Source organism: Weissella ceti (genome assembly GCF_018394055.1).
GTDB classification, from domain to species: Bacteria; Bacillota; Bacilli; order Lactobacillales; family Lactobacillaceae; genus Weissella; species Weissella ceti.
In genome coordinates, this window is sequence record NZ_CP074441.1 from 1,372,533 (window position 1) to 1,386,871 (window position 14,339).

The following is a 14,339-nucleotide window of genomic DNA, read 5'->3' on the forward strand; positions in this document are numbered from 1 at the left end:
AACGCATAAATTATCATAGGAGATATACTCATGGTTAAACCTGTAATTTTAGATATGGATCCTGGTGTTGATGACGCAGCAGCCATTGCCGTTGCGCTTAACAACCCTGCCCTTGACGTTCGTTTGATTACGACTGTTGCTGGAAATGTTAGTGTGGACAAGACAACGAATAACGCCCTTAAGTTGGTTGATTTCTTTGGCAAGAACACACCCGTTGCAGCTGGTGCTAAGGCACCGCTAAAGCGCGAATTTACAGATGCATCATACGTCCATGGAGAATCAGGAATGCCTGGTTACGACTTCCCAGAAGCCACAAGCCAAGCATTAGAAATTGACGCTATCGAAGCTATTCACAACGAACTACACGCTGCGGATGCACCTATGACAATTATTGCGACTGGAGCGTACACAAACATTGCGCTTCTATTGGAAAAGTACCCTGAAGATCGCGAACTAATCAAAGAATTACTTTTGATGGGTGGTTCAATTTCTGGGGGGAACGTTAGTTCAGTTGCAGAATTCAACGTCTTCACTGATCCTGACGCCGCTAAGATTGTTTTCGAAAGCGGACTTCCAATTGTTATGATCGGGCTTGACGTTACATTGAACGCTTTGATCACAACAGAAACAACAGAAGCACTTCGTACTCTTGGACGCGCTGGTGAAATGCTTTACGGTATTATCACAGCCTACGGTGACGTTCACGAAGGTGGAAAGCCAATGCACGATGTTAACACCATCCTCTATGCTGTTAACCCTGACTTGATTACAACACGTCCATTTGCGATTGATGTGATCACTGAAGGTCCTGCAATTGGTGCGACTGTCGCTGACACGCAACACCGTTGGCACGAAGATGGCTTCTACAATGCTGAAGTTGGTATTGATATTGATGCCGCCAACTTTAACACATGGTTCCTTGAGCAAGTCAGCTTGATGAACTAATTTTTCAGGAGAAACAATTATGGCAAAGAAGAAAATGATTTTGGACTTGGACACAGGAGTTGATGACGTATTGGCAATCGCCTACGCCCTTGCAACACCTGACGCCGACCTTATTGGTATCGTAAGTTCATACGGAAACACATTGGTAGACATCGCTGGTGAAAACAGCCTAAAGATGTTGGAACAATTCGGTGCACCTGACGTGCCTGTCTTCATCGGACACAGCCACTCATCAGACACTGAAAGCTTCGAAACAATGGAAATCTCAAAGCAAATCCACGGACAACGTGGACTTGGTGCGGTTGAACTTCCTTTGGCAAAGCGTGCTGTTGAAGAACAACACGGTGTCGACTTCATTATCGAAGCTGCACACAAGTATGCAGACGACTTGGTTATCGTACCAACTGGTCCACTTACTAACTTGGCCGATGCGATGCAAAAGGATCCAGAAATTGCTGACTTGATTGGTAACATCACAATCATGGGTGGTGCGTTGACTATTCCTGGAAACGTTACTGCTTACACAGAAGCAAACATTAACCAAGACCCTAAGGCAGCTGATTACGTATTCCGTAACGCTAAGATGTTGGTCATGGTTGGTTTGGACGTCACAATGAAGACATTGTTGACTAAGAACGAAACACAACAATGGCGTGAACTAGGAACTGATAAGGGTGTTATCATGGCAGATATCTTTGATTTCTACATCGATGCATACCGCGACCTAGGAATCGACGAACGTGGAGCTGCTTTGCATGACCCACTTGCTGTCGGTGTCGCTGTTGACCCTGCCTTGGTATCACTATTCCCTATCAACATGATGGTTGACCACGAAGATGGTCGTACAATCGGTGATCCAAAGCGTCTTCTTGACCCAGTTAAGAACAACTACGCTGCTATCGACGTTGATGAAGACTTCTACCTAGAACGCTTCATGAACTACATGGCAATCGTACTTGGAAAGTAATTTCCACAAAGTTAAACACCAGCCGATTTCGGTTGGTGTTTTCTTTTGCCCCAAAATTAGAACGTGCTACAATATTGGCAAGGACTAATTATGAAATACTTACTAAACAAAAACTATTTAACTTATATTGTATTGATTGTGATGGTCATCAGCCTACCTCTTTACTTTGGGACCCATGGTTCACAATGGCTGATTGGCGCAATGATGTTATTGCCTTTGCTAAGCTGGTTCTTCTTTCTAGACAAGCAACGCCGTGATCAGATTCAGCATCTACAAAACACCATTAATAAGCTATCTATCAGCGACATTCGTCGTTTGTCGCTAAATACCCGCCTATCGGTTAAAACGCTCAGAAACCTTAATTCTGCGCGTCTAACGCATACTCAAATCACACAATTAAAGCATCTACTAGACTCGGAGGTTTCCCATGCTTACTAAAATCACTTGGTTTTCATTAATCGGCGTCATCTTAATCGCCACAATCGCTATGATCTTCGTCTTTCCTTACGCTTGGGCGAAGTGGACCTTCGCTGGCCTAGCCTTATTTGAAGTGGTTATCTTCTACTTACTTGATCTGTTGCGTAAGTCTGCCCCTGCAGAAGAAAAGATCAAGTAATGGATACACCAACAAAGTTCGATTTCAAAAAAACACCAACTTATAAAGCAACTAAAAAAACGCAGATTATCACCCGCCCCTCACTACTTGCATTAACAATCGCTGGGACAGGGGATCCGAACCAAGAAGGTTTCCAAACGGATATTCAAGCCATGTACACTTTCGCGTATGGTATTAAAATGGCTTATAAGAAAATGATGGCTAACGATATTTTCAGCTCATTAGAAGTAAATGAAACGATTGACGATTATGTCGTCCCACCGCTAGCTGGATACTGGACAATTTCGGAAGAAGCACAATTACTGGGCGCTTGGGACAAGTCTGATTTAGTTTATCGCTTAGAATTAGTGATTCCTGATGCCGTGCCATTGGATTTCATTCACGAACGTATGGACGCAATTAAGGCAGAGAAAGTCGCTGAAAACCCACGTATTAATGATGTTGTCTTAGCGACGCTGCCTGCTGAAACTGTGGCGCACATCTTACATGTTGGTCCGTATGATGATGAACCAACGAGTTTTACGATGTTAGAAGCAGCGATTCAAACTGACGGTTACCGCCGTATTAACAAAGAACATCGTGAAATCTACTTGAGTGATACGCGTCGAACAGCCCCTGAGAAATTAAAAACGATTCTAGAAGTCGCTGTTTCGCCAACTGAAATACAATAATTCAACACAAAAAGACCAATCACTCTATATTGAGAATGATTGGTCTTTTTATTTACTATTTTGAATACCTTCAGTTAATAACTATTCAAACACCATTTGGTTGTGGTACAACTCAGCGTAGAAACCGTCTTGTGCAAGCAGTTCTGCGTGAGTTCCTTCTTCAATGACGTTTCCATCACGAAGCACCACAATCTTGTCGGCACCTAGAATTGTCTTCAAACGGTGGGCAATAACGAAACTTGTACGTCCGCTAATCACATTATCCATCGCCTTTTGAATACGTGCTTCCGTAACCGTATCAACGTTAGAAGTCGCTTCATCCAAAATCAACAAATCAGGGTTGGTCAAAATTGTACGGGCAATGGATAGCAATTGCTTTTGACCTGTAGAGAACACCGAGTTTTCATCACTGACTTCAGTGTTGTATCCGTCAGGCAACGTCATGATAAAGTCATGAATGTTCGCTTGCTTCGCAGCATCTTCAACTTCAGCATCCGTCGCATCAAATTCACCAAAGGCGATGTTATCACGAACCGTTCCACTAAAGATAACTGATTCTTGCAAAACAATCCCCACGTGGTCACGTAGGCTCTTCAAGTCCATATCGCGGACATCAACACCATCGAATTCAACTGAACCACTATCGACATCGTAGAATCGGTTCAACAAGTTCATAACGGTCGTCTTACCTGAACCAGTTGGTCCAACCAAGGCTACCATTTGTCCCTTTTGGACACTGACATCAATACCATGAAGGATTTCTTTTCCTTCATCGTAACTGAAGTGCACATCGTTCAAAGTAACTTCCTCGTCAATACCAGTCAATTTGTGCCCTTGTTCAGGAGTGATTTCTTCGTTTTGATCCATAATTTCTTCAATACGCTTTGCCCCAGTCACAGCCAATTGCAGCATGTTGTATGTTGCAGTGATTTGTGTGATTGGTTGGTAGTATTGTTGTGAGAAGTTAACGAACATCACGATCAATCCCAAAGCAACGGCACGATCAAGACTACCATCAAGCGCTAGATATCCACCAAAGAAGATAACAATCGCAGTGTTAACCAAACTCATCCCCATCATCAATGGGTACAAAATACCTGACCAAACTTGACCCTTGAATGTAGCATCCAAAACCTTCTTGTTGTGGACATCAAATTCAGCCATTGTCTTTTCTTGCAAACCATTTGTGATGATGACTTGTTCACCGTTAATTTGTTCATTAACGAATCCGTTCAATTCACCAACTTCAGCTTGTTGCAAGTTAACAAACTTTTCAGCCTTACGAATGATCAAGATTGCTAGCAAAATCGCGATTGGTGTTGACGCAATTGTCACCCAAGCCATTTGTGCACTTTGACTAAACATCATCCACAAGACACCGATCATCAATGCAGCTTGTGAGAACAATTGGAAGATCGCTTCGTTCATCGCATTGTAGATGTTATCGATGTCAGATGTGAAACGTGATAAAATTTCTCCGTCTCGGTGAGAATCGAAGTACTTGATTGTCATACGTTGTAGCTTACCGAACAAGCCCTTACGCATATCTCCAACGGCCTTTGATGACACAATTGATTGAATCGTTGATGTAATCAACAAGCCAACGGCCATCATCACCACGAACAAGACGAACATCCAAATGGCTTCATGGACTTGATCTTGAGATGCTTGCGCAGCAGTTGCTGGGTTTAACGCCAACATCATGTAGTTAGCGATTTCTTGAATCGCCTTCCCCATGTAGACAGGGGCCTTAACTTGGAAGTATGTGGCCAAGGCCATAAAGACGAACATAATTGCCATTCCAAGTGAGTAGCGCTTGAAGTAACGTGCAAAGAACTTTGTTGCTTGCCATAAACTCTTCATTAGTCCACTACCTCCTGTGCTTTTTGTGTTTCATAAATCTCGCGGTACGCTTCTGATGATTCTAGCAATTCCGCGTGAGTTCCTTCACCAACCAAACGACCTTCGTCCATAACGAAGATACGGTCAGCATTAATAACAGATGAAATCTTTTCAGCGATAACAAACTTAGTTGTCGCATTCAATTCAGTATCCAACGCTTCTTGCACCTTCTTTTCAGACTTCGCATCCAAGGCAGATGTTGAGTCGTCTAGGATCAACACAGCTGGGTTACCAATCACACCACGTGTAATTGATAGACGTTGCTTTTGACCACCAGAGAAGTTAGCAGAGCGTTCTTCAACTTCGTGTTCATATGTGTCTTCATATCGTTCAACGAATTCAGCGGCTTGCGCAATACGAGCTGCTCGCTTCATATCATCGGTTGTGGCATCAGCCTTACCATGGCGCAAGTTATCAGAAATCTTTCCTGAGAACAAAGTTGCACGTTGCAAGACGAATGAAACAGCTTGGCGCAATGATCCTTCGTTGACCTTCTTCAAATCTTCATCCCCAACCTTTACGACTCCTTCAGTTGGATCGTAAAGACGTGGAATCAATTGGGCCAAAGTAGACTTACCAGAACCAGTGGCTCCGACAACCCCAACCATTTCACCAGGGTTAACCTTAAATGAAATGTTTTTTAGCACCATTGAATCGTCACCTGGGTAGGCAAAACTAACATCATCAAATTCAACTACACCACGTAAGTCTTCAGCAGGGGCTTCGGGATCAAATGTCAAATCTGGTTCAGTATCCATCACTTCCTTCACACGACCAGCAGAAACCATTCCACGAGCAGCGAAGGTCATCATGAATCCACCCATCACAATCGCCATCATAATTTGCATCAAGTAGTTAACAAATGATGTCAACGCACCCAACATTTGTGGGTCTGAAACAACATTAGATGCGACGAACCAAACAGATACGGCAATTGCTAATTGACCAATCAACATAAATGCTGGCATTAGGATTGAGAACAAGTATCCAATCTTGATGTTAATGTTCGTCAAACCATCCGCAACTTCATTAAATGTGTCTTCTTCACGTGATTCTTGGTTAAATGACTTAACCACACGCACACCTTGTAAGTTTTCCTTAGCCAATCCATTTGTACGATCAATGTACTTTTGAATTGAACCGAAGAACTTACCCATTGGCGTAAAGACCATCATTGAAATCCCAACAATCAAAACGATCATGACCAAGATAACCCACCACAATTGTGGTAATGTCATCAAAGCCAATACCAACGCTCCAATGAACAACATTGGAATACGTAGCACTGTTTGGAACAGTGACATTACCATGGTTTGAACTTGTTGCACGTCGTTGGTCATACGGACAACTAAGTTACCCGCTGAGAACTTTTCAATATTTCCAAATGAGAAGCTTTGAATCTTTTTATATTCATCGGCACGAATATCAGCTGCGACTCCCATCGCAATTCGCGCTGAGAAGATTGTACTCAAAGCTCCTGCCACCAAACCTACCAAGGCGATGACAATTAATTGTCCACCTAGTGGGTACATTTGACTCATTTTGTCTTCTGCAATTGCTTGAATGACTTGTTGTAGTAACTTTGGTTGCCACAAACTTGCAATCGCTGCAATTGTTACCGTGATGAAGGCCCAAAGCGCGTCGACTTTGTACTTCTTCACATATGAAAGTATGAATTTCATCTTTCTGCCTCCCAATTTCGTAATCTTACCAGTATACCACTCTGATTTTTAATTAGTTTAAATCTAACTTAAAAGCGCCTATGTTTCCATAGACGCTTTTAAGAATTATTTAGTCGATAATATAATCGGCATAACGAGCCACTTGTGTTGGCGTTAACGTCACCACCAAACGTGTCCCGTCTTCAGTGTATTCCGTTTCATGCACAGTCGCGTCATCATTCAAAGCCGCCACGACTTGTCCATCAGAAAATGGAATCATCAATTCTTTTTGTACATGATCAGAAAAGATTTCTGCGCGTACCATTTCAATCAATTTGTCTAATGAATCGTCAGACTTAGCAGACATGATCAATTCATCATTATCTTGGACTGGGAAGGCTTGGTCTTCAAGACGGTCCGCTTTATTAAAGGCGATAACCATCGGAACATCACGTACCCCAATTTCCTTCAAAGTCTTTGTTGTTGTTTCCATCATCGCCTTGTAATCAGGGTCAGAGTAATCAACGACTTGGATCAACAAGTCAGCTTGTGCTGCTTCTGCCAAGGTTGCCTTAAAGGCAGCCACTAGACCGTGCGGTAACTTAGATACGAATCCAACCGTGTCAGACAACAAGAATGATTGCTTGTCTGGCAAGTTAATCTTACGTACCGCTGTTTCCAATGTCGCAAACAACATGTCAGCTTGGAACACTGTCTTTTCTTGGTTTTCACCAAAACGCTTGACCAAACCATTCATGATTGTAGACTTACCCGCGTTAGTATACCCAACTAAGGCAACCGTCTTAATCTCTTCCTTTTCACGGTGCGCACGACGTGTTTGATCATCAGCTTCAATGTTTGCCAATTCCTTACGTAATTCAGAAATTTGGTGTTCAATGTGACGACGATTCAATTCAAGCTTCGTTTCACCAGCCCCACGACTTGTGAAACTTCCGCCACCACCACCTGTTTGTTGGTCCATTCGTACATTCATTGATGTACGTAGACGTGGTAGTTGGTATTGTAATTGCGCAATCGCAACTTGTAGCTTCGCTACCTTTGTCTTAGCACGTGTTGCAAAGATATCTAGGATTAACGCAGTACGGTCCATCATTGATACTCCAGTACCTGCTTCTAGATTACGAATTTGTGAAGGTGACAATTCATCATTAGTCACGACCATTTCCGCATCAAGTGCCTTAACAAGCTCACCTAATTCTTCAACCTTACCTTTACCAAAGTATGTTCCACCATGAGGACGTTCCATCTTTTGAGTCAAAGTCCCAACAACTTCCATGTTGTTGGCATCTGCTAGGTTAGCCAATTCTTCCATTTGGTAGGTAAAATCGACATCAACACGTTCTAGTCCGGCTAAAATAACCTTACGACGTGGGTTTTGTTCATTTTCAATCATTTACTTCTCGTTTCCGCCTACCACACGGTATTCGTATCGTTGTAGGCCTTTAATTTCATTTCGTCTACACCAACTTCAAAGACAGAAATCGCTCCGTTATCAACGGGACCACTTGTGGCTAGTGTTTCATCATGGAAACGAGCTGCCATGTTACGGATCAATGTTCCGTGGGCAACAAGCAAGATGTTGTCACCATCCTTAGCTGCTTCTAGCAAGCGAATCATTCCATTGTCAAAACGGTGCCAGAACATTTCAGCTGTTTCCGCATCATGATATGGATCAGTTTCATGAAATGCATCCATCATCCCGTCCATCCCTAGTGCTAGTCCCAATTCACCATATGTCTCTGACGCTGGTTCTAAGTTCTTTTCACTTGAAATTTGCTTGGCAACTTCAGTCCCCAATAAACCTTCATAAATTCCAAAGAACACTTCACGGAAGTTATCTAGCTTTTCAGGTTGCTTCAAGTCACCACTGGCAACGTTACGTGCCAAAATCCCTTGTGCTGTCTTATACGCACGAGTCAAATCAGATGAATAAGCATGTGAGAACTTCACATCGCGTAGGCGCTCCCCCGCAGCAAACGCGTCAGCTACTCCACTTTCTGTCAAAGGTGCATTACTCCACCCTTGCATACGTCCATACTTATTCAAGTAAGTTTGTCCATGTCGTACAATATATAAGTTAAAAGTCATAATTCGTTCCCATCCTTCTTATGCCATTCAGTAACAATCTACTACCTATTAATTATAACATTCTCATTGTTTAAACGGGGGCGTTTAAACTGGCTTATTTTGAATAAATCAGTTGACATCAAGGCGTTTACTAGATATAGTTAATAACGGTTGTTCTTTAAAAAGACCAATCATTCATGATGAAATTTGGCCCAGTGGTCAAGTGGTTAAGACGTCGCGTTCTCAGCGCGGAATCCAGGGTTCGATTCCCTGTTGGGCTATTGCTCAAAAGTTAAATTCATCATGGCCCAGTGGTCAAGTGGTTAAGACGTCGCGTTCTCAGCGCGGAATCCAGGGTTCGATTCCCTGTTGGGCTATCTTTAGATATACATATTAAGCTCACGATTAAGTTCGTGGGCTTTTTTTGTGTCATTTTTACGCAAATAGCGCATACTTTCGTACATGTTACGTTTTGTTGCGTGCATTTTACCCCGCATTCAAAATAAACTAGTAACTGTAAAGGAGAAAACTATGAATATAAATGATGTCATTAAACAACAACGCTTAGCTAGCCAACTAACCCAAGAAGAATTAGCTACAGAATTATTCGTCTCACGTCAATTAATATCTAATTGGGAACGTGGGAAAAGTTATCCTAACCTTGAACAAATCATCCAATTGAGCGACTTTTTCAACATCTCATTAGACGAACTTATCAAAGGAGATACTAAAATGACAAAGACATTCGATCGTGCCCTGAAGTTAAAGAAAGGCTTGTATTTCGCACTTGGACTACTTGCCGTTCTCATTATAAATGGATTTATCAGTAACGTTCCATTAGCAAGCACACAGTTTGACATACCAGTCACTAAACTGACTTTAGTCCGTGATAAAACATATGATGGTGGCGATATGTATCGTGACTTCAATACTGATGTTACAGCGACAATCAAACAAACCAATCCATTTATTAGAGTTAATCCTGACACTGTGTTTTTTCATTCTGATCATAACTACATATTTTTAAACGCCACAAAATCGTTTAATCTCTTTCACATTTTTACATGGTCAACACCCATAACGATCAAAAATTCTATTATGCTTGATAATAAGATTCCAAATAAAGAATTAGAGCTTGAAATACCTAATGCAAACTTGGAAGTCGTTGATCAAGAAACTTCTTCGAAACACTGAGCACTTCACAAAACTATTAGCCGCTGCCCAAAATCCATTCACTAAAAAGGCTCAATCATCCTTTGATGACTGAGCCTTTTGTATATCCTATTCCATTGCACTTACACTTGATTAAAACATACTCTTTCCATTGAATGTAAAGATCATCCAGCCAATGAAGGCTACTAACGCAAAAACAACCCAGTAATAGCGAACCAAGAATTCCCACCCATTATTGATTTGGCCGTATTGCCATTCACGCCAGCGATGATTTTCATGCCAGTCTTTGTCTGAGGCATCTTGAGTTAGAAAAGCAGTTACACGTTCTTTAACCAATCCTTGGTTTTGGGTTTCAATCCCTAACACTAATTCGTCTAAGCCAATGCCAAAAACCTGTGTCATTAGTAGTAGATGATTCATGTCTGGAACTGCCCCACCTTTTTCCCACTTTGAAATCGTTTGACGTGTGACAAACAACTCTGAAGCCAATTGTTCCTGTGAAAGTTGTGCCTGCTTACGTAGTTCAATTAAGTTATCTGCGAAGTTAAACGTCTCATTATCCATTCCCTAAATCTCCCTTGTTATAAGTTATCTTTATCATAGAACAAACCCACCAAAACAGGGTAGTCATAATTATTAACATGGCTGTTTTTTTGATTAACAACGCCGGAATACCAGCATTTATGACCACAATATCTACACACATCTAGAAGAAAACTTACGGGTACTAAAAAACCTCTGCCATTTATTTGACAGAGGTTTTTATCGTATATGAGCAAAATTGATTAGTTCTTGCGTGACTTACGTGCAATCAATGATGCGACAACACTTAATAGTGCCAATCCCAATACTGTGAAGATTGAGTTCACAGGACGTTCTCCTGTATTTGGCAATGTTGTTTGTGATTCGTTTAAACGCTTAGTCAACATTGAATTAACATCTGAAACATTTGTATCTTCGTGCTCCGCAACTGCATCCTTTTCAGCAGGCTTTAGTTGCTTGTACTTTGTTTGCTTTGCCTTTTCAACTTCCTTCACCTTTGACTTTGGTGCTGGCATTGGCTTAGGCGTATTGTTGCGCTTTGGCTTTGATGGCTTATCACCAGTCTTCTTGTCTTCCTTTACTGGTGGCACGACCTTTGGATCTTCAATTACCAACGGCTTGTCTGTTGGCTTGATTGGATCTTCCAACTTTGGTTCTTGTGTTTCCTTGGCTTTACCTTCACCTGGGATGAACGGTGGCAAAATTGGCAAATCATCAATTGATTCTGACTCATCTTCCAACTTTTCTTCCTTTGGTTGGTTTGGTTCAATTTGTACTTCAGGCTTGTCCGTTGGCTTAATACCATCTTCTAGCTTCGGTGTTTCACCTTCGGTCGCCTTGTCACCTTGTGGAATAAATGGTGGTAGTTCATCAGTTGTTTCTGATTCGTCTTCCAACTTTTCTTCCTTTGATTCATTCGGCGCAATTTCTACCTTTGGCTTATCTGTTGGCTTAATACCATCTTCTAGCTTCGGTGTTTCACCTTCGGTCGCCTTGTCACCTTGTGGAATAAATGGTGGTAGTTCATCAGTTGTTTCTGATTCGTCTTCCAACTTTTCTTCCTTTGATTCATTAGGTGCGATTTCTACCTTTGGTTTATCTGTTGGCTTAATGATATCTTCTAGCTTTGGTGTTTCACCTTCGGTCGCCTTATCACCTTGTGGAATGAATGGTGGTAGTTCATCAGTCGTTTCTAATTCGTCTTCCAACTTTTCTTCCTTTGATTCATTAGGCACAATTTCTACCTTTGGCTTGTCTGTTGGCTTGATGATATCTTCTAGCTTTGGTGTCTCACCTTCTGTTGCCTTGTCACCTTGTGGAATGAATGGTGGTAGTTCATCAGTTGTTTCTGACTCGTCTTCCAACACTTCTTCCTTTGATTCATTAGGTGCGATTTCTACCTTTGGCTTGTCTGTTGGCTTGATGATATCTTCTAGCTTTGGTGTCTCACCTTCAGTTGCCTTGTCACCTTGCGGAATGAATGGTGGTAGTTCATCAGTTGTTTCTGACTCGTCTTCCAACACTTCTTCCTTTGATTCATTAGGCGCAATTTCTAACTTTGGCTTATCTGTTGGCTTAATACCGTCTTCTAGCTTTGGTGTTTCTCCTTCAGTTGCCTTATCACCTTGTGGAATGAATGGTGGTAGTTCATCAGTCGTTTCTGACTCGTCTTCCAACTTTTCTTCCTTTGATTCATTAGGTGCGATTTCTACCTTTGGCTTGTCGGTTGGCTTAATGATATCTTCCAACTTTGGTGTTTCACCTTCTGTTGCCTTATCACCTTGTGGAATGAATGGTGGCAAGATTGGCAAGTCATCTGTAGATTCTGAATCATCAGTCACAACTTCATCAGTTGGAAAATGTGGTCCAATTTCAACTTCAGGCTTATCTGTTGGCTTAAGAATATCTTCTAATTTTGGTTCTTCACCTTCAGTTGCCTTTCCAGCACCTGGATTAAAGGGCGGTACTGTTTCAAGGTCTTCGATTGTTTCTGATTCATCAGGAACAACTTCTTCCTTTGGCTCATGTGGCTTGATATGTACATCTGGCTTATCTGTTGGCTTTACCGGCTTTTCCAACTTTGGTTCTTCTGTCTTATCCGCCTTGCCATCTTCTGGCTTAAATGGTGGAACAACTTCTAGATCTTCAATTGTTTCTGATTCATCAGGAACGATTTCTTCCTTCGGTTGGTGCGGCTTAATATGTACTTCAGGCTTATCTGTTGGTTCAACCGGCTTTTCTAATTCCGGCTCCTTAGTTTCATTTACCTTTCCATCTTCTGGTTTAAATGGTGGTAATTTGTCCAAGTCTTCAAAAGATTCTGATTCATCTTTTTCTACTTGACCTTCAAGTGGCTTGTTTGGCTTTAATTCTAATGATTCAAGTGGTGGCACACCATTTTTGTCATTACGTGCACCTTCTGGTAGGTTGTGTACTTCGAATCCACCACGTTGAACTAGGGAATTAATGAACAATTGTCCATTAATGTTCCCACCATTTCCATCAAGGTTAGAATATGGTGCGTAAAAATCTCCCACGACTCCAAACCCATTGATGGATACATTCTTCGTTGTATCGTCCATAATCCAAGTCAACTTGCTTGCATATTGACGCATCAAGTTGTTTTCTGGTGTTCCTACTGGTTGGTTAACGTCCAATAGTGTACGGTCTGCCTTAAGTATTGATCCATTAGCGAATGATACTGAACGCGCCTTAATCTTAACGATGATACGATCATATTGGTTCAATGCTGGCAATTGCATTTCACTAACCTTGATGCTGTCAGCAGATAGTGACACAACTCCGATACGCGGGTTACCAGGTACTGGTTGAATCTTAAATTCCTTACCAGTAGGCTTCACACTGTTTGCAAAACCATTCAATTTGTCGAAACGAACACGCATTTGACTGTGAATTGAAGCCATGAAAGCATCCATTTGCTTATCCGTGAAGTCTACACGCTTCACATCCGCATCAAATGTCGAAATGTCACGAATACTTGCACGAACCCCAACATTTTGTCCTAGCACACGTACTTTTCCAAATGGTCCAGATACGCCTTGCCCCAAAATCAAACTGGGCACGTTGGGCTTCAAGCCCTTGTCACCAATCAAATTAGCAGCACCAGATCCTGATGCACCGTAATCAAAGTGTGGTTGTTGTCCAGGACGGTCGGGCTTTAGGAAGACATTCCCTTGAACAATTGTGGCTCCTTCAATGTCTGCCTTAGAAACCGTGTGATTTCCAAAGATGATGGCATTGTAATCACGCGCGTTACGTGACACATCCTTCACTGTTAGGTTAGTGCTTGGCTTGTGTCCTTGATCATTGTTGTGATTGTGATGTTGGTTTTGATTATGATTTGGGTATCCAGGGTAATATGCATTTACTTTTTGTTCAGTTACTTGATTAGCAGAAACTTGCGCAGCTGTCGGCGCAACTGTTGTTCCCAAAACCACACTAAATAATAGTATGCGGTTCATTATGTTTTTATGTTTCATTATGTTTTATCCTATTATATGTATTTATATGTATTTATATGTTTTTAAGTTATGCTTAAGCAAGAATTATAACTGAAATTACTATGCAATTACAAGCAATCTCAAATGCTCAATTTTTTTCAGTTTTATAAAAAAAACACATTTCCATAACTCAATTTCATTAAATTAAGGATATTTTCCGCTTCATTTGTTTAAATACACTTCAAAATATATAAAATTAATTTTCACATTTTTTATTATTTTCTAAGAATTTAAAGCGACTTTCTTTTCTCC

12 protein-coding genes and 2 tRNA genes are annotated in these 14,339 nt (G+C 41.5%); 8 read left to right on the forward strand and 6 right to left on the reverse strand.

Annotated features, from left to right (window positions below; genetic code table 11):
• The first annotated feature begins 30 nt into the window (after nt 1-30).
• The 5 genes from rihC to KHQ31_RS07215 all read left to right on the forward strand — a co-directional run bounded on the left by rihC (nt 31) and on the right by KHQ31_RS07215 (nt 3,199).
• On the forward strand, nt 31-945 hold the full coding sequence (gene rihC, locus KHQ31_RS07195) for a ribonucleoside hydrolase RihC (protein ID WP_213408898.1): 915 nt from the start codon (nt 31-33) through the stop codon (nt 943-945).
• Nucleotides 946-964: 19 nt separating this feature from the next.
• Nucleotides 965-1,912, forward strand: a complete 948-nt coding sequence (locus KHQ31_RS07200; protein WP_213408899.1) for a nucleoside hydrolase — start codon at nt 965-967, stop codon at nt 1,910-1,912.
• 90 nt (nt 1,913-2,002) lie between these two features.
• Entirely contained in the window at nt 2,003-2,350 is a 348-nt protein-coding gene (locus KHQ31_RS07205; RefSeq protein WP_213408900.1) for a hypothetical protein, read from the forward strand.
• Nucleotides 2,340-2,528, forward strand: a complete 189-nt coding sequence (locus tag KHQ31_RS07210) for a hypothetical protein (RefSeq protein ID WP_213408901.1) — start codon at nt 2,340-2,342, stop codon at nt 2,526-2,528. Before KHQ31_RS07205 ends, KHQ31_RS07210 begins: the two co-directional genes overlap by 11 nt.
• Nucleotides 2,528-3,199 (forward strand): GyrI-like domain-containing protein, encoded by a 672-nt coding sequence (locus tag KHQ31_RS07215; RefSeq protein WP_213408902.1) that lies wholly within the window; start codon nt 2,528-2,530, stop codon nt 3,197-3,199. The genes KHQ31_RS07210 and KHQ31_RS07215 overlap by 1 nt, the downstream gene beginning before the upstream one ends.
• Before the next feature lie 81 nt (nt 3,200-3,280).
• Here the strand turns inward: KHQ31_RS07215 and KHQ31_RS07220 are convergent, their stop codons facing one another.
• The 4 genes from KHQ31_RS07220 to KHQ31_RS07235 all read right to left on the reverse strand — a co-directional run bounded on the left by KHQ31_RS07220 (nt 3,281) and on the right by KHQ31_RS07235 (nt 8,871).
• Nucleotides 3,281-5,062, reverse strand: a complete 1,782-nt coding sequence (locus tag KHQ31_RS07220) for an ABC transporter ATP-binding protein (protein WP_213408903.1) — start codon at nt 5,060-5,062, stop codon at nt 3,281-3,283.
• On the reverse strand, nt 5,062-6,783 hold the full coding sequence (locus KHQ31_RS07225) for an ABC transporter ATP-binding protein (RefSeq protein WP_213408904.1): 1,722 nt from the start codon (nt 6,781-6,783) through the stop codon (nt 5,062-5,064). The genes KHQ31_RS07220 and KHQ31_RS07225 overlap by 1 nt, the downstream gene beginning before the upstream one ends.
• Before the next feature lie 109 nt (nt 6,784-6,892).
• Complete coding sequence (hflX, locus tag KHQ31_RS07230) at nt 6,893-8,176, reverse strand: GTPase HflX (RefSeq protein WP_213408905.1); 1,284 nt, start codon at nt 8,174-8,176, stop codon at nt 6,893-6,895.
• 17 nt (nt 8,177-8,193) lie between these two features.
• The gene (locus tag KHQ31_RS07235) at nt 8,194-8,871 is read right to left on the reverse strand and encodes a histidine phosphatase family protein (protein ID WP_213408906.1); all 678 of its coding nucleotides are present in this window, start codon (nt 8,869-8,871) and stop codon (nt 8,194-8,196) included.
• Nucleotides 8,872-9,059: 188 nt separating this feature from the next.
• On the opposite strand from KHQ31_RS07235, the gene KHQ31_RS07240 reads away from it, so the two are divergent.
• The 3 genes from KHQ31_RS07240 to KHQ31_RS07250 all read left to right on the forward strand — a co-directional run bounded on the left by KHQ31_RS07240 (nt 9,060) and on the right by KHQ31_RS07250 (nt 10,044).
• A tRNA-Glu gene (locus KHQ31_RS07240) sits at nt 9,060-9,131 on the forward strand.
• A gap of 24 nt (nt 9,132-9,155) precedes the next feature.
• Nucleotides 9,156-9,227: transfer RNA gene (locus tag KHQ31_RS07245), tRNA-Glu, on the forward strand.
• A 154-nt stretch (nt 9,228-9,381) separates the two neighbouring features.
• Nucleotides 9,382-10,044: a helix-turn-helix domain-containing protein gene (locus KHQ31_RS07250; protein WP_213408907.1), complete on the forward strand. Its 663-nt coding sequence runs from the start codon at nt 9,382-9,384 to the stop codon at nt 10,042-10,044.
• A 111-nt stretch (nt 10,045-10,155) separates the two neighbouring features.
• Here KHQ31_RS07250 and KHQ31_RS07255 read toward each other — a convergent pair whose 3' ends face one another.
• Nucleotides 10,156-10,587, reverse strand: coding sequence for a helix-turn-helix domain-containing protein (locus tag KHQ31_RS07255; RefSeq protein ID WP_213408908.1), 432 nt, complete (start codon nt 10,585-10,587; stop codon nt 10,156-10,158).
• Between the two features lie 221 nt (nt 10,588-10,808).
• Nucleotides 10,809-14,048: a collagen-binding domain-containing protein gene (locus KHQ31_RS07260; RefSeq protein WP_213408909.1), complete on the reverse strand. Its 3,240-nt coding sequence runs from the start codon at nt 14,046-14,048 to the stop codon at nt 10,809-10,811.
• Nucleotides 14,049-14,339 lie beyond the last annotated feature (291 nt).